This is a genomic window from Sulfurospirillum diekertiae (assembly GCF_011769985.2).
GTDB lineage: Bacteria > Campylobacterota > Campylobacteria > Campylobacterales > Sulfurospirillaceae > Sulfurospirillum > Sulfurospirillum diekertiae.
Genome location: NZ_CP039734.2, coordinates 2467499 through 2485882 on the forward strand (window position 1 = coordinate 2467499; position 18384 = coordinate 2485882).

At 41.5% G+C, this 18384-nt stretch carries 22 protein-coding genes; 6 read left to right on the plus strand and 16 right to left on the minus strand.

From position 1 onward, the window contains the following. The first annotated feature begins 2 nt into the window (after positions 1–2). Genes FA584_RS12695 through FA584_RS12705 form a run of 3 tightly spaced genes read left to right on the plus strand, consistent with a single transcriptional unit; the run spans position 3 to position 3761 of the window. Positions 3–485: a hypothetical protein gene (locus tag FA584_RS12695; RefSeq protein ID WP_167749696.1), complete on the plus strand. Its 483-nt coding sequence runs from the start codon at positions 3–5 to the stop codon at positions 483–485. Continuing rightward, a complete protein-coding gene (locus FA584_RS12700; protein WP_167749697.1) occupies positions 469–2583 on the plus strand; it encodes an MMPL family transporter in 2115 nt (704 codons plus the stop codon). Before FA584_RS12695 ends, FA584_RS12700 begins: the two co-directional genes overlap by 17 nt. 2 nt (positions 2584–2585) lie before the next feature. After that, a complete protein-coding gene (locus FA584_RS12705) occupies positions 2586–3761 on the plus strand; it encodes an AMP-binding protein (RefSeq protein ID WP_228448221.1) in 1176 nt (391 codons plus the stop codon). Between the two features lie 33 nt (positions 3762–3794). Here FA584_RS12705 and FA584_RS12710 read toward each other — a convergent pair whose 3' ends face one another. The 6 genes from FA584_RS12710 to FA584_RS12735 form a co-directional block, all read right to left on the minus strand. Next, positions 3795–4193, minus strand: coding sequence for a hypothetical protein (locus tag FA584_RS12710; protein ID WP_087439545.1), 399 nt, complete (start codon positions 4191–4193; stop codon positions 3795–3797). A gap of 98 nt (positions 4194–4291) precedes the next feature. Next, positions 4292–5614 (minus strand): alpha/beta fold hydrolase, encoded by a 1323-nt coding sequence (locus FA584_RS12715; protein WP_167749699.1) that lies wholly within the window; start codon positions 5612–5614, stop codon positions 4292–4294. Further along, positions 5611–5973 (minus strand): hypothetical protein, encoded by a 363-nt coding sequence (locus tag FA584_RS12720; RefSeq protein ID WP_167749700.1) that lies wholly within the window; start codon positions 5971–5973, stop codon positions 5611–5613. Before FA584_RS12720 ends, FA584_RS12715 begins: the two co-directional genes overlap by 4 nt. Then, positions 5970–6614 carry a beta-ketoacyl synthase chain length factor gene (locus FA584_RS12725; protein ID WP_167749701.1) on the minus strand — a complete coding sequence of 215 codons (645 nt, stop codon included), beginning with the start codon at positions 6612–6614 and terminating at the stop codon, positions 5970–5972. Before FA584_RS12725 ends, FA584_RS12720 begins: the two co-directional genes overlap by 4 nt. Further along, positions 6611–7720 (minus strand): beta-ketoacyl-[acyl-carrier-protein] synthase family protein, encoded by a 1110-nt coding sequence (locus tag FA584_RS12730; RefSeq protein ID WP_167749702.1) that lies wholly within the window; start codon positions 7718–7720, stop codon positions 6611–6613. The genes FA584_RS12725 and FA584_RS12730 overlap by 4 nt, the downstream gene beginning before the upstream one ends. Beyond that, entirely contained in the window at positions 7707–7958 is a 252-nt protein-coding gene (locus tag FA584_RS12735) for a phosphopantetheine-binding protein (RefSeq protein ID WP_096047522.1), read from the minus strand. Before FA584_RS12735 ends, FA584_RS12730 begins: the two co-directional genes overlap by 14 nt. A 391-nt stretch (positions 7959–8349) precedes the next feature. Here FA584_RS12735 and FA584_RS12740 point away from each other — a divergent pair, with 391 nt between their 5' ends. Then, positions 8350–10140: a DEAD/DEAH box helicase gene (locus FA584_RS12740; RefSeq protein ID WP_167749703.1), complete on the plus strand. Its 1791-nt coding sequence runs from the start codon at positions 8350–8352 to the stop codon at positions 10138–10140. Positions 10141–10225: 85 nt separating this feature from the next. On the opposite strand, the gene FA584_RS12745 is transcribed toward FA584_RS12740, so the two are convergent. Both FA584_RS12745 and FA584_RS12750 read right to left on the minus strand, forming a co-directional pair. Then, positions 10226–10759, minus strand: a complete 534-nt coding sequence (locus tag FA584_RS12745) for a hypothetical protein (protein ID WP_167749704.1) — start codon at positions 10757–10759, stop codon at positions 10226–10228. Between the two features lie 71 nt (positions 10760–10830). Then, entirely contained in the window at positions 10831–11457 is a 627-nt protein-coding gene (locus tag FA584_RS12750; protein ID WP_167749705.1) for a LysE family translocator, read from the minus strand. 149 nt (positions 11458–11606) lie between these two features. Here FA584_RS12750 and FA584_RS12755 point away from each other — a divergent pair, with 149 nt between their 5' ends. Then, positions 11607–12158, plus strand: coding sequence for a GumC domain-containing protein (locus FA584_RS12755; RefSeq protein WP_167749706.1), 552 nt, complete (start codon positions 11607–11609; stop codon positions 12156–12158). 14 nt (positions 12159–12172) lie between these two features. On the opposite strand, the gene FA584_RS12760 is transcribed toward FA584_RS12755, so the two are convergent. The 5 genes from FA584_RS12760 to FA584_RS12780 form a co-directional block, all read right to left on the minus strand. Beyond that, on the minus strand, positions 12173–12448 hold the full coding sequence (locus tag FA584_RS12760) for a heavy-metal-associated domain-containing protein (protein WP_167749707.1): 276 nt from the start codon (positions 12446–12448) through the stop codon (positions 12173–12175). Beyond that, positions 12445–12777 carry a mercuric transporter MerT family protein gene (locus FA584_RS12765; protein ID WP_167749708.1) on the minus strand — a complete coding sequence of 111 codons (333 nt, stop codon included), beginning with the start codon at positions 12775–12777 and terminating at the stop codon, positions 12445–12447. Before FA584_RS12765 ends, FA584_RS12760 begins: the two co-directional genes overlap by 4 nt. A gap of 3 nt (positions 12778–12780) precedes the next feature. Then, positions 12781–13869: a transglutaminase-like domain-containing protein gene (locus FA584_RS12770; RefSeq protein WP_167749709.1), complete on the minus strand. Its 1089-nt coding sequence runs from the start codon at positions 13867–13869 to the stop codon at positions 12781–12783. 186 nt (positions 13870–14055) lie between these two features. Further along, entirely contained in the window at positions 14056–14271 is a 216-nt protein-coding gene (locus FA584_RS12775; protein ID WP_088437503.1) for a hypothetical protein, read from the minus strand. 47 nt (positions 14272–14318) lie between these two features. Beyond that, positions 14319–15296 (minus strand): DNA adenine methylase, encoded by a 978-nt coding sequence (locus FA584_RS12780; RefSeq protein WP_167749710.1) that lies wholly within the window; start codon positions 15294–15296, stop codon positions 14319–14321. 86 nt (positions 15297–15382) lie between these two features. Between FA584_RS12780 and FA584_RS12785 the strand changes: the two genes are divergently transcribed. Continuing rightward, on the plus strand, positions 15383–15739 hold the full coding sequence (locus tag FA584_RS12785; protein ID WP_096047532.1) for a response regulator: 357 nt from the start codon (positions 15383–15385) through the stop codon (positions 15737–15739). 45 nt (positions 15740–15784) lie between these two features. On the opposite strand, the gene FA584_RS12790 is transcribed toward FA584_RS12785, so the two are convergent. From FA584_RS12790 to FA584_RS12800, 3 genes are read right to left on the minus strand one after another with little or no spacing between them, the layout of a single operon-like run. After that, positions 15785–16180, minus strand: a complete 396-nt coding sequence (locus FA584_RS12790) for an allophanate hydrolase-related protein (protein WP_167749711.1) — start codon at positions 16178–16180, stop codon at positions 15785–15787. Further along, positions 16177–17505 (minus strand): allophanate hydrolase, encoded by a 1329-nt coding sequence (gene atzF, locus FA584_RS12795; RefSeq protein WP_167749712.1) that lies wholly within the window; start codon positions 17503–17505, stop codon positions 16177–16179. The genes FA584_RS12790 and atzF overlap by 4 nt, the downstream gene beginning before the upstream one ends. Continuing rightward, on the minus strand, positions 17502–18383 hold the full coding sequence (locus FA584_RS12800) for a DMT family transporter (protein ID WP_167749713.1): 882 nt from the start codon (positions 18381–18383) through the stop codon (positions 17502–17504). Before FA584_RS12800 ends, atzF begins: the two co-directional genes overlap by 4 nt. Position 18384 lies beyond the last annotated feature (1 nt).

Genomic DNA, 18384 nt, shown 5'->3' on the forward strand with positions numbered 1-18384 from the left:
CCATGAAAGTCATTGTTTTAGGCTGTCTCTTTTTTCTGTCTCTTTTTGCCAATGATAGCGCTGCTTTCAAAGAGACACGCTACCTCTATGCGCTTGATAAGAACGTCACCTTAGAGGGGTATATCACTTTTGGAGAGCAAAATATTGTTATCGAATACGTCAAACCTGAGCCTAAAGTCTTGACCTATTTTGAAGAAAAGCTCACCATTCAAGATGCCAAAGGCTATCACGTCATTGATGCGCAAAGTATGCCTTCCATGAACTATTTTTTTATGATTATCAAAGCGGTTCATGATGAAAACACACTCTTGCTCAATTCCTTTTTTGATGCAACAACACAAGGCGATGAGACCCTCTTAACCCCCAAAGGCGTAGCGGCGGAAGTGCTTGAGGAAGTGCGTATTGTACGGCATGAAAAGAAGCTTCACTCTTTACATGTAAAGATTAAAAACGGCGATAGGATCACCATTGAAGTTCTGGACTAAAACCCTCAATTTTTTTCTATTTGCCATCGTTGGCACACTTTTTTTCGTTTACCAAAGCACCGTGCATGTTTCCACCAATTTACTCTCTTTTTTACCTGAGAGTAAGGGTAAAGAGGCACTGGAAATCTATTCACAGTTCAAAAATTCTAAAGAAATTCTGATCGCTTCGGAAGGGTTCGATAAAGAGTCTCTTGCCAAAATAAAAACCATCGAAGATACACTGCTCGCTTCCAATCTTGTAAAATTGGAAAGTAGCATAACGCCGAATGCAAAGCTGATCGAATACACCAAAAATAATGCTTTTTACCTCAAAAACCTCAATAAAGACGACTCAGTCAGTATCCACGAGAAGCTAAGTTCGCTTTATGAAAAAATGACAAATAATCCCTACTATACGGCGATAGACGCCTCTGATCCGCTGGGGTATTTTACACCCAAAGAGAAACCCATCACGATGAGCATTCGCGATGGTCACTTAGCCTTAGGTGACTTTGGGTATTTTAGTGTTTTTAGCATCAAAGACACGTCCAACACGATAGAGAGTTACAAAACCGTTTACGATCTTGTGCATCAAGAACTCAAAGGTATGCAAAATGTCCGCGTCTTTAGTCCGACCTTTTACTTTGTGGAAAACTCTCAAAAAATTCAAGAGGATGTCAATTTTTTAATTGCTCTCTCGACTGTTTTACTTCTGATACTCTATATTTTCATCATTAAAAACATCTACCTTCTTATTAATACCATTGTGACGCTTACCACCTCAACGCTTCTTGCATTTTTGCTCATGGGTATGATTTGGAGTGAAGTCTCCGTCTTTGTGTTAGCCTTTGGTAATGCCATTGGCGCACTGGCGATTGATTACATGTTTCTCTACTACTTTTGCGGTCATTACGAACACAAAAAAGGGTTTAACACCTCCGCTTTTTATGGCTTTTTAACGACATTTGGCGGGTTTATGGTCTTTTCATGGATCAATTTTCCCCTCATCCAACAAGTGTGTGTGTTTGCGATGTTTTCACTCTCACTCTCTTATCTTCAATTTGTTTTTCTCTTTCCGCGTATTGGGTTTAAAAAGGCTCAACCCTTTGCAAATTTCACCTTCTCACTTCCACTTCCTTACCGCGCCATCGCCTTGCTTTCTTTGGTAGCCATCACCGTTTCCGTCTATTTTTTACAGGTCGATACCAACATCAAAAAGCTGGATTACCAAAATGTAACCCTGATGCAAGAGGAAAAATTCTTTAAAGACGCGATTAAAAAAGAGGGCTATACACCAATTTTAATCGAAGCTAACTCGATTGATGAGCTTATAGCGCATAGTAACGCCATCAAAAATCGTTTTAAAAATGCCACGGTTCCGCTCTCCTACTTTTTCGATAGAGCCTTTTACGAAGAGCGAAAACAAGAGCTTGAAGCTTTACATGTAAAAGAGAAAAAAGTGCACATCGAAGAGGAAGCCACGAAGATTGGTTTTCGTGAAGGCTTCTTTAAAAACGCCTATAACGATCAACTTTTATCTCCAAGTTACCCAAATCTTGAGCTCGAAACGCTGAATGCGATGGGGTTTGATGTCGTACACAAAGAGGGTCAATATTTCACGTACGCGCTTGTTAAAAACAGTGAGCGAGGGTTATTGGAAAAGCTTGACTTTGCTTACTCCATTGATGCGAAAGGGATGTTCCTCGTCGCACTTCAAAAAATCATGCACCAATTACTTCTTAGTGGAGCGTTAAGTGTTGCTTTTAACGCCTTCATACTTTTTGCCGTTTGCCGCAAAACATTGGCACTGAGTTCGAGTTATGTTTTACTCCCCTCTGCCCTTATTTTAATGCTTTTAGGGCTTAATTTTACGATTATTCATCTTTTTATGCTGTTTATTGTGATCTCCTTTGGAATTGACTATGGCATTTATATGGGAAGCAGAAAACATCTTGAAAGCGAGACTAAAAGTACGATCGTAGCTTCTCTCATCAGTGCTTTCGCTGGCTTTGGTGTCTTGGTCTTTAGCGACATTGGAGCACTTCATTATATGGGTTTAGTTTCATGTATTGGCATAGGCGCTATTGTCGTTTTATTAATGGGGAGGACAAGTCATTGAGAATGATCGTACAAAACGATGATGGTAGCAAAAACATTTACGAGAGTGAGAGCCTCGTTAACACAACACTCAAAAACAAAGTCATCCTTGTTCCCTCCAAAAGCAAAGAAGCAAATGCCATTGAGATTTTAAGAGCTTACCTTTCAGGTGCAAAACCTATTTTATACGACCAAGAAAATCTCTCACTCAAAGAAAAAATCGAATCACTGGGCGCTGAAACATTCAACGACATTGACTTTGCCGCCATGTTTTTCACCTCAGGTAGTACGGGATTTCCAACGGGAGCCTTTAAAAGCAGAGAGAACATCGAAACCGATATGGAAGCCTTACTGTTAGAATTTGGAAATTTTGAGATTCAAACAGTGATTGCAACCGTTCCTTTCATTCATATCTATGGTTTTTTAGCCGCCCTTTTGCTACCGCTTAAACTGAATGTCGATTTACTCTTTAAAGAGCATTTCCTGCCGCACGATCTACTGGCATCTGCCAAACCTCACCACCTTATCGTGACCACACCCCTTTACATCAAATCGCTTTTGAGGTTGGATGAAACCAAGGATTTGAGCCAGACGATTTTCATAAGTTCTACAGGTCCTTTGCCCACTGAAATCGCCAAAGAATTTACCGATAAATTCAACACCACGCTCATTCAACTCTTTGGCTCGACTGAATGTGGAAGTATCGCTTTTAAAAAACAAGACGATACCTTTTGGACACCTTTTCAAGGAGTAGAGATAACGCTCAATGCCGAAGGACTTTTACATGTAAAGTCTCCGTTTATCTCAAAAACCTTGTGGCAAGAGGGTTTGCTGCAAACAGGTGGGGAGATTCAGAGCTTTGATTATGCAATCCTTGAAAAGGGAAAGTTTCAACTCATTGGGCGAAGCAGTAACATTGTCAAAATCGCAGGAAAACGTTATGCAACGGCGCAGATCGAAGAGATTTTAGAAGCACTGGAAGGTATTTCTAAAGCGCTGGTACATGTCAAACACAACAATGCGGAGCTGAAAGATGAAATGGTGGTGATTTTCTTAGAAACGACTCAGCCGATCACGCTAAAAACAGTCAAAAGCACGCTTAAACACCGTATTGGAAAGATCAATTTGCCTATCGAATTGCACATTGTGGATAAAATCTCTACCACGCTGATGGGGAAAAAATGTATGCCTCTACTCTAAAAGGATGGCAAGCTTGCCATCCTCTTTGGTGTATTAGAGCAAGCTAAGTTGTACTTGAATGGCCTTGTTAAGGTTTTGAATCCATCCGTTGTAATTACTGTGAATCGTATTGTTTTCCGCGTTATAATCTAAATTAATACTGCTTTCGTAGTTAATACTATATTCTTGTGTATTGTACGTAATCGCAACCACAGCAGTATGCGTTCTTAAAACAAGCGTACCCTTTAGCAAACCCTCTTTCTCTTTTTTGATAATCCAGCCAAGTCCTCCGCCCGCACGGATAATGGCTTTTTCAACATCAGACATGCTTGCTTTTTTATCTGCTGTTACAGCAATGGCATTGTTATTAACATTATAAACAGGTGGTGTTCCACAACCCAAGAAAGTGACACTTAAGACAAAGGCAATCGTTAACATCAGAAGCTTTTTCATTACCATCCTTTAGAAAAATTTAAATTCATTCTATTGACATTAAGATTAAATTTTACTGAGTTTGTAGTATTTAAAAGCCTAAAATAGGCACTTATCACTTAATGTAGCCCTAAAATTTCTTTTCCATGAATTAGTTTGTTGTTGATTTGACACAGCGAATAAAATACCATCGAAGTCGAGAGTGCCTCAATAGGTTTTCCAAAGGTATCCATCGTAATGCCCAAGAGATGAAGTTTGGTATTTTGCAGTTTAATTCTACCCGAAATATCACTGGCAACAATAAAAACTTTCGCATTTTGAGCCGATAGTACCACCGCTTTTGTACTTTTAATGGTACTGTTGATAATCTTTACATCTGAATTAATAATTCCCAATTCTTCAATCACCGCATCTTTAATGATGATTTTTTGAGAATTAATGATGCTCATATTCCCAATTCTTCCTGTGTAAACTCTACCATCGATATCTCTAATGGTGGCACTATAGTTGGGAGCATTGGGGGGCACGGTAGGTCGCACAATTCCTTCTTGATTTAAAAGATGTGCCTCAAGAAGATTTAAAAAGGTTTCTTCATTACTGATCATAGGAACATGCCCCGTACGTGGGAGTATTTTCAAAGAGGCATTGGGCATCAGTTTATGCAGAACATAGCCTGTTTCTATGGGAGCAACAGTGTCTGCTTCACCCCAAATAATCGTCGTTCTTGTGTTAATTTTTTGAGGAATTCCGTTAAAATTCTCCTCTACCAACGCTACGGCGGCAATGCTATAAGGGCTTCCACCTAGAATGGTAGCACGCAAATCTTCACTGGAGAGAACCACCTCCATATCTAAAGACATTTTACGATCAATTTTTTCTGCGATTTTATCAATAAACGAGGTTACTTTTTGCGTTTGAAGCCCTTGTATCAGACCATTTTGCTCATCAAAAAAAGCATTGACACCATTTTGCACTAAAAAGTTATTGTACTCAGAGCGATGCAGTATCCCCGCCGCATCCACAAGCACTAAACTCTCCACGTCGGAAGGATACATACTGGTATATTTCAGCGCTATCGCCCCACCCATCGAGTGACCTACCAAATGAAACGGCTTTTTCACATATGTTTGAGTGATGTAATGAATAAACTTGGCATAATTAAGCGGAGAATAGAGTTCATTGGATTTACTCGATTGCCCAAATCCGGGAAGATCAAATGTCACCACAAAGTAGTCATCTTTCAACCGCTCAATACTGCCCTCCCAAATGGTAGACGCTTCATCTCCCAACCCATGCACTAAAACGACTGCTGGATTGTCAGGATTACCGACGGTTTGCAGATAAACAGAAGCATTAAAAATAGGCTCGGTAATAAACGTTCCACGGAACTCTTCCGCATGAAGTCCTACAATAAAAACCCACATCAGCACAAAAATTTTCATACACTACCCTCTTCAAGCACAACCATCAATGATCCACTCGCAGACATCATCCCACCCTCTTTTTCAAACACCTCAAAGTAAAACTCGCTCGAATTTCCAAGCGATGTACGCGCTTCAATGATAATGACACAGGTTAAGCTTTGTACCTTTACATGTAAAGAGACATCTTTGATCAAAACCAAAAAACCGTTTTGGAGTGTATCTGATTTGGCAAAGGCTGATGAGGCTTGAGCGGCGGCTTCTATGAGCATGGGAAGCGTTGGTAAACATGGAAATTCACACAACACCGTGGCATGTTTATCGTTACATGTAAAGACTTCTTTGACAAAACGAATCGGTGGAAGATGGGGTAAATTCATAAATTCACCTCGATAATGGCACGCTCTAATTGCGGTGCATTTTGCGCTACATGTAACATCTCACTGATAGAGTTTGGAATACCTTTCAGTTCACTTTTTTGAAGCCTTAAAGTCGCTTCTCTTTCCGTCACACGCACCACTAACGCCACCCCACTTTCAAGGTAATCAATACAGTGATTGACCTGTTCAATACCTGTAATATCTAAGGTTTCAAAGCATAAAAGAAGCAGTGTATCACCATCCAATGCTTTCAGCGCTCCGGCTTTAAGAACATTGAGTGCCGTCTTATCGCCACTGGAGATGGTTAAAATTTCATTCTGGTTGTGGTACAAAATGGAGAGGTATGAAACTGCGGTATTGTAAACTGAATTTTGAAAATCGGTGGGACTAAGAGGCTCTTCCTTGTCGATCGCATTTAAAATATTTGCCGTCGTTTCAAGCTCGCCAAATGCACTCCCGCACAAAATGCGACCGCCTTCAAAATGCTCCACACTGTGCAACAACTCTACACATATTTTAGCCGCTTTGGTCAAACGGCGACGCGTCATCATGTGAGGTACCAACTCTTTGATGCGAGTTAGTTCCAAACTATTACCACCGAGCAGATAAGCACTGCTTAAAATCTCTAAATTGACCTTCATTGGGGTAGTCCAAAAAGAAGTGCCGTGTTATTGCCACCAAATGCAAGTGAATTGCTCAAAGCGTAACGAAGTGTTCGGGATTTGGCAGCGTTTACCAAGTTAAGCGTTTTATTTTCAGGCTCAAAAAGATTGGTGTTAGGTGGAAGTATCTGTTTTTGAAGTGCCATAGCACAAACGATCGCTTCCAGTGCGCCTGCTGCTCCTAAGGTATGCCCCGTAATCGATTTGGTGGAGCTGACAGACACTTTGTCTCCAAACAATCTCGCAATGGCACACGCTTCACTGGTATCGTTTGCCTGCGTTCCAGTACCGTGCGCGTTGATGTACCCTACTTCTGATGGCATAATGTGAGCACATTGAAGCGCTTTTTGCATTGCGAGGAGTGCTCCTTCTCCATCAGGACTTGGGTGCGCCATATGATGCGCATCCGAGCTGTACCCCGCACCCAAAAACTCAATGCTCTCTTTGCAAGGCGTGTTTTGCAGCAACACAACAGCGATGCCTTCCGCCACATTCATGCCATCACGATTCATATCAAAAGGCTGACACGGACGCGAACTTAGCACGCCAAGTGCATCAAAGCCTCGTATGGTTGTCAATGAGAGCGTATCAATCCCTACCACCAAAACACTCTCATACACCCCTTTAGCGATCATCTCATAGCCATACCCCAAAGCATTGGCACTGGAGGTGCAGGCGGTTGAAAAGGAGATGTCATCTTTAAATGTGAAGTGTTGGGAAAGGATGTGCGCGATGGCATCAATCGCATGCAGTTTTGGGTCAATGTTGGCATAGTGATGGTCTCGTAAAAAAAGGAGTTCGCTTCTTTGCATTCCACCCACGGAAGAGCCGACAACCAGGAGTGTATTTTCAAAATTTTCAAGGCTACTTTGGACTAAAACCTTTTTACATGTAACCGCTAAAAGGGATTCAATGGAAAAAGGTTTTTCGATTTTACCTAAAGCGATGGACTTGTTAGGAATGAATTCATTGAAAGATTTAATGCCACTTTGATGCGTACAAATAGCCTCAAACAGTGCTTCACTACTTTCGCCTGCACAGCAAACCGACTCAAAGCAATTAACATAAACACTATTTGTGGGCATTAATAAAATCTAATAAACTTTGAACATTTGCAAATATTTTTTCGTATTCTTTGGAGTCAGAAATTTTGACACCAAATTCTTTGTCAATGGTTAAAACAAGCTCAATGGAATCCACAGAATCGAGCCCTAAACCATTCTCTCCAAAAAGTGGCATCGTGTCATCTATATCTTCAGGTTTCATATCTTCTAATTTCAAATTTTTAATCAAAATCTCTTTCAGTGTTCGTATATCCACCATTGTTTATTGACCTTTAACTATAGCGTTTAATTTTAATTTCAAGTGTACTTTAACCTATCTTGTACTTTTATAAAAAAGCCAATAAATAGCAGGATACTGGCATTTTATGTCACTCTTTTGGCAAGCATTCAGTCGTGAAAAACCAAACCAGTTACAAACCTTAATATTGTTTTAAATAATTTCCACTATAATGCTCGTAATTTCAAGACTTCATTAAGAAACAAAGAACTTCACCTAAAACCTACCAGATTTGAGAAATCCTCAGTGAGTATGTAGGTTTTTGCATACGATATTGACGGGTTCGTCCCCCATTAAAATTTTTATGTACATAAGTTTTGTGCCTAGTCGCACGTTAGTATTGTTTTGGAAAAATCACATACATGGAAAACACATGGAAAATAACACAACCACATTTGAATCATTTGGCTTAAACCCAGAGATTCTTAAAGCCGTCGTAGAGGCTGGCTTTACAGAACCAAGTCCCGTACAAGTCGAGGCGATCCCTTTAGTACTAGCGGGTAACGACATCGTTGCTCAAGCACAAACCGGTACCGGTAAAACGGCCGCTTTTGGTCTCCCAACACTCAGTATGCTCGACCAACACCTTAATAAAGTACAACTTTTAGTCATTACACCAACACGTGAACTTGCAACGCAAGTCAGTGATGAGCTCTACTCACTCGGTCGTTTTTGCGGTATTAAAACCGTTACCATCTATGGTGGTAGTTCGTATTCACGTCAAATTGGCTTGATCGAAAAAGGTGCAAGCGTTATCGTTGCCACACCGGGTCGTATGCTTGATCTTCTTAAAAATGGCAGACTTCCAGGTTTTGCTCCTAAGATGGTCGTTTTAGATGAAGCGGATGAGATGCTTGATATGGGCTTTTTAGAAGACATTGAAGAGATTTTTACTTACCTTCCCAAAGAGCGTCAAACCCTACTTTTTTCTGCAACGATGCCAGATCCTATCAAACGTCTTGCTAGCAAAATCTTACATGAGCCAAAATTTGTCAGCATTACGCCAAAAGATCACACCACCAATGAAGACATTGAACAACTTTACTACGTGATCAACGAGTATGAGAGAGACGATGCAATGATTCGTCTTTTGGACGCTTTAGAGCCTGAAAAATCCATCGTTTTCTGCCGTACCAAAAAAGAGGTTGACAGACTTTCAACCCAACTCATGGCAGTCGGTCATGCAGCCAAAGGGTTGCATGGCGATATGGAACAAAATCAACGTGAGAGCGTGATTAAAGCATTCCGTAGTTCACAAATCGAAATCCTTGTGGCAACCGATGTTGCGGCACGTGGTTTGAATGTTGCTGACATCAGCCACGTTTTTAACTACCACATGCCATTTGATCCAGAGAGTTATGTTCACCGTATCGGTAGAACCGGACGTGCGGGCAAAAAAGGGACTGCGATTACCTTGGTAACCCCAATTGAATTTCACTCCATGCAACGCATCGGTAAAAAAGTTGGCTCTAAAATCGAACACAGAATTGTTCCAAGTTTACGCGATGTAAAAGAGAACAAGCTTGTTAAAATTGCCGATGATATTAAAAATGCAGATCTTAACGAAAATGCAAGCAAACTGCTTTCAATTCTTGAAGAAGAGATGGATATGTCGCAAATTGCGCTTAAACTGCTTTCAAATCTTCTCAAAGAAAACACTCCAGTCGGTCCTGATAAAATCGGTTTAGATAAAAAAACCTTAGAGTCCGTCGTTAAAAACATCGAAGAGCGTGATGGTGGTCGTGGCGGCAGAAGTGGCGGTTACAGAGGAAACTCTGGCGGCGGTTACAGAGGCTCACGTGATGGTGGCGGTTATAGAGGAAACTCTTCACGCGACGGCGGTGGTTACAGAGGTACATCATCCACAGGTTCTCGTGATGGTGGCGGCTACAAAGGGGCTAACCCACGTGATGGCGGAAGCAGAGATGCTCGCCCTCCAAGAGGTGATGGTGTGCCTAGAAGTGATAGCAGAGGCGAAAGCCGTAACCCTTTTGCCAAAGAGGGAAGCAGTTCAACACCACGCGAAGGTGGGTACAAAGGCAACCGTGATAGCGGTGATAGCAGACCACCACGCGCGCCAAGAGCCGATAGACCCAGTGCTCCACGCTCTGATGCAGGACGCGCTCCCAAAGCCGCTCCAAGAAACGCATACAAAAAAGACTAATAACGTCTAGAGTTTGGCTTCGCAAGAAGCTAGACTCTGGCTTGTAATACAATGGCGTGATGTTTATCACGCCATCGCTCCTCGTTTAATTTTCCTTCTCGATCATTGCCTTCAACGCTTCAGCGTTTTCAATATACGCCACTTTTTCAACCTGTTTATTTTTCAGTGTTACCACCGTAATGCCATCCACTTTTGCCCCTTTTTTCAAAGAGGTAGCAATCGTCTCATCCAAAATGAGATTGACACTGTAAGGTTGTGTTTTAAGATCAGGAAGTGCAAACGTATTGCGTATCACCACAGGCATCGGACTGATGTCCGCCACAAACGCCGCATGATGCGTCGTGAGATAATCCGCACTTTGCGCCCCAAGAAACGCTTTAACCGCATGTCCCGTATCTTTTGCAAATACTAAAATGAGCGTATGAATCGAATCATCGAGCGTATGTGCTTTGCCAAATTGATCAAAAAGCGTGTACGAGATCGTCGAGCCGACATTGAGCCCATCGCTCAGCGACACCGAAGACGTATGCCCCTCATACGTATCTTTACCTTTCAACAAAAACAGCACTCCCGCCGCAACGACAAGAAGCGCCAACGCACCTAGTAATATCTTTTTCATATCAAACCTTGTATGCTAAATTTACGAAAGATTGTACCGTAACCCATCTTTGCTTTTTTTCGCACTCGTAACTACACCCTATCGAGCGCTAATTTAAGACCTAAAATACCGAGTACGCTTCCTGCGATTCTATCGATGTATTTCTTTGTGCGCAAGTAAATCTTTTGCGCTTTTTGCGTTGATAAAAGTCCGACAACACACGAGTACCACGAAGCATCAATGATAAACGCGATAAGGCAAATAAACAGCGTTCCAAAAGGCGGTACCTCTTTGGGAAGCAAAGCGGCAAAAATACTTCCGATGATGATCGCCGTTTTTGGGTTGCTCATCTGTGTGGCAAAACCAAATAAAACGGCCTTAAAAAAACTCTTTGGTTTGTGCTCTAAACTGAGCTTAGTCTCTAAAGGTGTGGCGGCGTATTTCCACATTTTATAGGCTAAATAGACAAGGTACATGCCTCCTGCTACTTTTAAAGCGCCGTACAAAAAAGGCACGGTTTCTAAAATGGCGTAGAGTCCAAAAATGGCTAACAGTGAAAACACAACCGCACCCATGCCCAAACCAATCGCCACGCCAAAGCCCTCTTTGCGAGACTTGGAAACAGCCGTTTTGGCAATCAAAATAAAACTAGGTCCCGGACTCATCGTCCCTAACATAAATACCGTCGCTATCGCTAAAAGAAAAGCATACTCACCCATGATGTGCCTTTACATGTAAAAATTTTAACCAAAATTTTGGCTTGTGAAAGTTTAGCATGTGAATGTGGATAGGGAGATAAGAGAGGTTGTTTAAATGGTTTTTTTGATAAGATTTCTTGGAAAGTTTTACATGTAAAGATGGAGATGCAATGGAGATATTGACAAAAATATATGAAGATGCAAAACAAAACCCATTCATTACTATTGTTGTATTCATTTGTGGTGTTGGTGTTGGCGCATTCGGGTATAGCAAAATTTTGGATAATTTCGGTATAGATAGAATCTCAAAGAATAGTTACTTAACTATTGACAAAATCAATGAAAACTATGTCGAGAAATCAGAATTTACGAAATTAAAAGAAAGCGTAAATAATTCTACTGTTTTAAACTCAAAATTACTTCAAGCAGAAAATGCTCTTAATGAAGGAAAACGTGTACTAGAAAAGTGTCAAATCCAGAATAATCAACTTTCAAATGAATCTCAACTATTAAATACCAAAATAAGTAATTTTAATCAACAATCTCAGCTTGAAGAACAAAAAAAAGAAATTTATAGAGAAATTCGTAGATTGTCTCGATTTAGTGATTTTGACAATGGAATTTCACCTGCTAATCAAAAGCAAATTGAGATATACATAAAAGAAGCAGATCAAATACAAGCACAAATTTTAAATCTTATGAATCAAAATATTAAACAATAAATTAAAAAATTAGCCTACTCCTTCAAATGCTTACGTGAAACCATCACGCCCTCATACCCTGTCGTTTTCACCGCTTCTAAAAACGTCTTATCGTCAACACCATCTTTGGCAATGACGACCGCTAATTTCGTCTCTAACGTCACTTTAGATGACTCAACACCCTCGACACTTTTCAGTGCTTTTTTAACCGCGGTGGTGCACATTGGGCAGTGCATTTCAGCGACTTTGATGACCACTTCTTCTTTGGCAAAGAGCATCAACGGCAAAAGGAGTATCAACCATTTCTTCATTCATCATTTCCTATCAGTAAATTTGCCCATTCAGGGTAGAGCAATATCAATACAATAACGCCTAAAATCAGCGAATAAAACAAAACATAACGCTTCCTCTTTTGAGGGTTACATGTAAAGGTGTGATGCGTGTAACTTCGCCATGAAAGCCACAAAACAAAGAGCGATAATAAGGAGAGTGGTATGCGAAACGGGGTGAGGACTTCCAAGAAACTTAAAAATCCAAAAGAGATTCCAAAGAGTAAAAACAGCAGTGGTGGCAGACAACACGCCGTTGCGGCAAAGGCTGAGAGCAGTGCTGTTAGTACGCCTAGAATCTCTTTTTTCATCGCTTAGAGTTTTTCTTGAGAAACAAAACTATAACTGAACGCCGCAGGAGCGTAATAGTCTAGCACTTCATCTTCGACTTCGCCGTACGGGTAACCAAACATATTGAGTGGTTTTTGCGCTGGTGTTGGAGAGAGCACGAAATCACGCGCTGTGTTGTAACCCATCCAGTTCATCTCCCAGTTGCCGAAGAAATACTCACGGACTTCTTTCACAAGTGGATCGTTCAGCGTCATTTTCTCTGTCAAGATGACTTTAGCCACATCGGCAGGATCGCATGGAACCCAGCCTGCGCCATCAAGGTAAAACTCAGCTCTACAATGCTCGCCTCCGGTGATTTTTGACAAACCTTTTTCATCACTGCTTCCGCATGCTTTGGAGTAACGCGAACTGCCTAAACGAATACCAAACACTTCACGAGCCGGCACGCCCACACTTCTCATAAGCGCGACAAAAACAGAGCTGATGTCCGTACATTTTCCACCCATGATGTTATTTTCAATTGCTTTGCCCGCGTCGCCTAAACCACAACCGACGACGGCATTGTCACGGTACATATTTTCAGTGACCCATGCGTAAATTGCTTTGGCTTTTTCAAGAGGTGTTTTAGACGTAGCGGTAATTTTAAGCGCTAGCTCTTTAACTTTTCCACTGGTGGGGATATGCGCGGTTGGTTTGAGGTAGTGCGCGACATCTTTAGGGTATTTGGTTGAAGCGGTTGCTTTTGAGAGGTCAGTATTGCGCTCATTCGTCGTAATCGTGTAGGTCACTTCGAGAAGTTTTTCGCCACCATTTTTCCACTCAGCGTAAAGCGTTCGGGCTTTGTAGCTATTTTTGTCGGTCACATACGCATTGGTTGCGTTAGAACTAAATTTAAAATCGCTCACTTTTTGATAACTTGTTTCTTGAGGGAGAGGAATCCAAAGTTTCGTCAAACCATTTTTATTTTCGTGTTTGAGGTTGTAACTGTTTGTGACGAAAAAAATACGTGTTTTTGATTTTGGTTCACTGGCTTCCAAAATTGAAACCTGAGGTAAAATAACGGAGCTAGCACCAAGTGCAACACACCCTTTCATAAACGTTCTTCTTTGCATAGAAAATCCTTACATGTAAAGTGGCACGCGAAGAGGGGAAAACATAAAAGTAGGTAAAAAGTGCTTATTACGATTATGTTTGTCTAAACCTTAGACGTCGTGCATTGGAGGGATTTTACAGTGGATTAGCTTAAAAATAAACCTAGAAGTTCTGATAGTTTAACACTACCAGAACTTGCTTAAGCCTTACGCAACTTTAGATGATTTTTTTTTGGTCTTCTTAGAAGCTACGTGATGTTTAGGGGTGCTTTTTTTAGCAGCTGTTACTTTTTTTGCAGTTTTTGTTTTTACAGTTTTTGTTTTTGTTGGTGCTGCATCTTCTGACGAAAGATAGCTTTGAGCAAATACTGATGATGATAAAAATGCAACCATAGCCATGACTAGTGTTAAACGTTTCAACATGTTTTCTCCTTTCTTAGAAATAAAAGCGCTATTGTACACTGTAAAATCTAAATTTTTTCCAAAATATGAAGATGCTCGTAGTTTAGGCGTTTTTTGAGCCTATTTTGATAGGATTTAAAGCGTTGATGCGGCACTTTTACGTTATTATATTTTCCATACTTTTTCATCATGGAAGCAATCTCCTCACAAGCGATTAATCCTTCATCATTGTAGCTCAAAAAAATATACGAAAACTGTGCCTCTTGAATCAATTTTTCTAATGCACGCAACGCCGTTATGGGTTTACAAAAAGATGAACTTTCATAGCTCCTGACACCTGTTTTACCTTTAGGGTTAAAATGATCATAATGTGCAATCGTATTTAAAATATGATAATTCGCCCCATATTGGCGACGATTATACGGTGGATCAAGGTAGAGAATATCGCCCTTTAGTTTTGAGATAAGCACATTGGCATCTTCACAAAAAATCTGATGAGGCTTTTGCGTTGGCTGATAATCCAATGGTTCAAACGATAATGAAATTTGGGCTAAAGGCTTTAAATGCTTTAAAAAAGCGCTGTACACTGAAGCCGTATTTGCAACTTTATCGGCACTGAGCAACAAGGATGCTAACAGAAAAAAGTAGTGTTTTTCATCTTTTTTATACGCTTCAATCCCTTGGCGCAAGGCATCTATTTTTTTGCCATTTTCATCACTAAAATAGTTTCTACCACTTCCGCTACCGTGACAATAATAGTCATAAATTAGCCCCTCTTTAAGAGGTAATTCATTCAGCGATTCCATGATGTTAGAGACATCATCAAGCACGCCTGTTTGCAAAAGTGCCTGATTGAGGACATAGCTGTAGTATTCAAGATCGTTGCTCAAAATCGTGCACCCTTTTTGCGCAAATGAGTGCCCAACGATGCCGCTACCCGCAAAAAGATCACAAAAGACTGTGGAAGAGAGATCATGCCCCACAAAAGCTTCTATGGTGGCATGAATGAAAGGAAGAAGCTTTGCTTTTGAACCAATATAGTTCATCTCTTTTCCTCAAAATTTTCCATATCATAGCAAAAGTAGAACACTTTTTGCTTAGGTATATATAAGAATTTTTCAAAGGATAAAACATGCATTTTTTAGTGGTTGATGATAGCTCAACAATGCGCAGAATTTTGTGCAACACCTTAGGCAGTATCGGGTACAGTACAACAGAAGCAGAAGACGGACTGGATGCGCTTAAAAAAATCAAAAATCAAAAATTTGATGCCATCATGACTGACTGGAATATGCCTAAAATGAACGGCTTAGAGCTTGTACGCAACCTTCGAGCCATGGAAGAATATAAATACACTCCCATCATTATGGTCACAACCGAAGGCGGCAAACGTGAAGTGATTACGGCGATCAAAGAAGGTGTCAATAATTATATTGTCAAACCTTTTACGGCTAATGTTCTTCGTGAAAAGCTGAAAGAGATCGTCTAAAATTCTTTCTCTTTTGCTCACGTGAGCAAAAGAGAAAGACCGCTCTTAATCTTTACATGTAAGATAGTTTCGCCATCCACCATATTGACTGATTTCTTTCGCGCCTTTCAGAGCATCCGCTTCACATAAAAAGCCATACACACTGCTTCCATCTTCTAACACAACCGTACCAATGCACAAAGGAGAAGCGATCTGCACCATAAATGCTCCAAAATTTTCCAGTGGCATTTCCCACACTTCCAGCTCTAGCGCGTATGAGCTCGTGCTGTCTTTGAGCATTCCTGGTCGGGGTGGTACTTTTTGGGGAACATCAAAGAGACGATACCCAGCAAGCGTTTTGCACGTTTTGACAAACACGGCGTCTAGGCTAAGCAGTTGATGATTGAGTGGCAGACCTTGCATATGTGCGCCACATACGGCAATTTGAATGGTTTTTTTCATATGGACTCCTTCATATAGCGTTCACCCATCTCCAGTAACGCTTCATCGTTAAAATGATCGGCAAAAATCGTAATGCCAAAAGGCAGATGATTGCTGCGTTCTCCTGCTGGCAAAGCATACGCCGCAAGATCGAGAAGGTTCATAAAATTGGTGTAATAGCCCAAATTGCTATTGAGCGTTATCGGGTCAGCTTGAATGGCTTCGATGGTATAAATCGTTCCCGTGGTCGGTGTTACACAAAAGTCCACTTCGGCCAAAATCTTCTCCGCCGCTCTGCGGTAAGCCTTGAGTTGATACTCTGCTTCAAAATACTCACTCGCTTTTTTTGCCTCACCTTGAGCAATAATGGCACGGGTTACCTCTAAAAAGCTCTTAGGCGATGTGTGAAGCAGTGTTTGAGTCGCAACATAACGTTCGCTTACCCAAGGTCCACTGTACAGGAGATTGGCCGCTTCTAAAAATGGGGTAAAGTCAATTTCCTTAGGCACTCCACCTAAGCCAATCAAACGCTCTATACTCTTCTCAAACAGCACTTTTGCCTCTGTATCGCCAAAAAATTGAAGATCGCTCGCTTTGGGGACACCAAAGGTAAAGTTTAAAGGTATCGCACGCTTTTGGGGCGGTAACGCTCTAGCATAGACATCTTCTTCATCAAACGACGCCATAATCTCGAAGATCGCAGAAACATCGCTTGCCTCTTTACAAAACAATGAGACACAGTCCAAACTGCGACACGCGGGTACTACACCGGAGGTACTCACGACCCCTTTGCTGGCTTTAAAACCACAGAGATTATTAAACGCCGCAGGCACTCTGCCCGAACCTGCTGTATCGGTTCCTAAAGAAAAAACGACCATATCAAGCGCAACACTCACCGCACTGCCTGAACTAGAACCGCCTGAAATATACGCAGAATCAATGCTATTTTGACATGCGCCATACGGCGAACGCGTACCCACAAGTCCTGTGGCAAATTGATCCAGATTGGTTTTGCCGATGGGAATCGCGCCCGCTTCAATCAGTTTTTCGACCACAAAAGCAGATCGCTCTGGCACATAGGTAAAATCAGGACACGCCGCAGTGGTAGGAATGCCCGCTAAGTCAATGTTGTCTTTAATCGCAAAAGGAACACCGTAAAGCGGTAATGCTTCCATCGAAGCTTGCTCCAGTCTCGTCAAGTAAGGCTCTAACTCCGTATCGCTTAACACATGCAACCAGATAGGATTGTCTGAAAAGTGTGCGATGCGCTCTTTAATCTGTTGCACCAATTCTCGTGGTGTACACGCATTTTGAGCGTAATTTTGCTTTACATGTAAAAGTGTCATGCTCTCTCCTTTGTCTCATCTTCTTGGTTTCGCACCGCTTCGATGAGCGCCGCACTGAGGATTAAAAATCCACCGATATATTCTCTCAAATCCATCGTTTCGCCTGCAATGATAGTTGCCGAAATGGCTGCAGTGATCAGCTCCATAATGATAATAATGGACGAACGCCCCGCTTCCATATGGGTCACGCCCCATTGTGAACCGATATTGGCAAGCAACAACCAAAGCAGTGCATACAAGCCAAGCGCTCCCCAAGCGTGAATTCCAACATTCATAACAAAAGGTTCCACATGGACTAAAAGTAAAAGTCCCGCTAACGCAAAACAGCCGTAAAACATGGCTCCGATTTTAGATGCCACGGGAACACTTTGCGCAAAACGAAATAGCAAGTTATTGAGCGCAAACAACAGTCCTGAAAGAAGCGCCAACGCATCCATCCAAGAAGGCGGTGTCTCTAAGATTTTAAAGCCGCCTAAAATTAAAAATGCCCCTAAAACAGCCGCAACAACTCCAAACCAACGCCATCTATCAATACGCTCTTTTAAAAAAAAGTAGCCCCCTAAAACGCCCCATACGGGCAAAAGGTAAAAGAGTACCATGACGCGTATGACGTCACCATTGATGAGCGAATAGGTAAACGCAAGGTTTGCCCCTCCGCCAAAGAGCGCGATGAGAAACATCACTTTGCGATGGCTCCACCAGACTCTGCGTTGCCTTAAGAGTTGTGGACTCATCACCAAAGCGATGATGCCATACGCTCCTAAACTCAGCGTAATCCCTTGTATGCCCATCGCATTGATGGCTTTTAAGGGAATCCATGAAAGTCCCCATAAAATGGAAGCTCCGAATAAAACAATGACGGGTAAATAGGCTTTCATG

Excerpts from the sequence above, each read along its gene's own strand:
- FA584_RS12740 (WP_167749703.1), top strand. The coding sequence starts at position 8,350 with ATGGAAAATAACACAACCACATTTGAATCATTTGGCTTAAACCCAGAG.
- FA584_RS12765 (WP_167749708.1), bottom strand. The coding sequence starts at position 12,777 with ATGAAAAAAGAGATTCTAGGCGTACTAACAGCACTGCTCTCAGCCTTT.
- FA584_RS12710 (WP_087439545.1), bottom strand. The coding sequence starts at position 4,193 with ATGAAAAAGCTTCTGATGTTAACGATTGCCTTTGTCTTAAGTGTCACT.
- FA584_RS12790 (WP_167749711.1), bottom strand. The coding sequence starts at position 16,180 with ATGAAAAAAACCATTCAAATTGCCGTATGTGGCGCACATATGCAAGGT.
- FA584_RS12705 (WP_228448221.1), top strand. The coding sequence starts at position 2,586 with ATGATCGTACAAAACGATGATGGTAGCAAAAACATTTACGAGAGTGAG.
- FA584_RS12780 (WP_167749710.1), bottom strand. The coding sequence starts at position 15,296 with ATGAACTATATTGGTTCAAAAGCAAAGCTTCTTCCTTTCATTCATGCC.
- FA584_RS12755 (WP_167749706.1), top strand. The coding sequence starts at position 11,607 with ATGGAGATATTGACAAAAATATATGAAGATGCAAAACAAAACCCATTC.
- FA584_RS12750 (WP_167749705.1), bottom strand. The coding sequence starts at position 11,457 with ATGGGTGAGTATGCTTTTCTTTTAGCGATAGCGACGGTATTTATGTTA.
- FA584_RS12695 (WP_167749696.1), top strand. The coding sequence starts at position 3 with ATGAAAGTCATTGTTTTAGGCTGTCTCTTTTTTCTGTCTCTTTTTGCC.
- FA584_RS12725 (WP_167749701.1), bottom strand. The coding sequence starts at position 6,614 with ATGAAGGTCAATTTAGAGATTTTAAGCAGTGCTTATCTGCTCGGTGGT.
- FA584_RS12745 (WP_167749704.1), bottom strand. The coding sequence starts at position 10,759 with ATGAAAAAGATATTACTAGGTGCGTTGGCGCTTCTTGTCGTTGCGGCG.
- FA584_RS12775 (WP_088437503.1), bottom strand. The coding sequence starts at position 14,271 with ATGTTGAAACGTTTAACACTAGTCATGGCTATGGTTGCATTTTTATCA.
- FA584_RS12760 (WP_167749707.1), bottom strand. The coding sequence starts at position 12,448 with ATGAAGAAATGGTTGATACTCCTTTTGCCGTTGATGCTCTTTGCCAAA.
- FA584_RS12715 (WP_167749699.1), bottom strand. The coding sequence starts at position 5,614 with ATGAAAATTTTTGTGCTGATGTGGGTTTTTATTGTAGGACTTCATGCG.
- FA584_RS12730 (WP_167749702.1), bottom strand. The coding sequence starts at position 7,720 with ATGCCCACAAATAGTGTTTATGTTAATTGCTTTGAGTCGGTTTGCTGT.
- FA584_RS12770 (WP_167749709.1), bottom strand. The coding sequence starts at position 13,869 with ATGCAAAGAAGAACGTTTATGAAAGGGTGTGTTGCACTTGGTGCTAGC.
- atzF (WP_167749712.1), bottom strand. The coding sequence starts at position 17,505 with ATGACACTTTTACATGTAAAGCAAAATTACGCTCAAAATGCGTGTACA.
- FA584_RS12720 (WP_167749700.1), bottom strand. The coding sequence starts at position 5,973 with ATGAATTTACCCCATCTTCCACCGATTCGTTTTGTCAAAGAAGTCTTT.
- FA584_RS12735 (WP_096047522.1), bottom strand. The coding sequence starts at position 7,958 with ATGGTGGATATACGAACACTGAAAGAGATTTTGATTAAAAATTTGAAA.
- FA584_RS12785 (WP_096047532.1), top strand. The coding sequence starts at position 15,383 with ATGCATTTTTTAGTGGTTGATGATAGCTCAACAATGCGCAGAATTTTG.
- FA584_RS12800 (WP_167749713.1), bottom strand. The coding sequence starts at position 18,383 with ATGAAAGCCTATTTACCCGTCATTGTTTTATTCGGAGCTTCCATTTTA.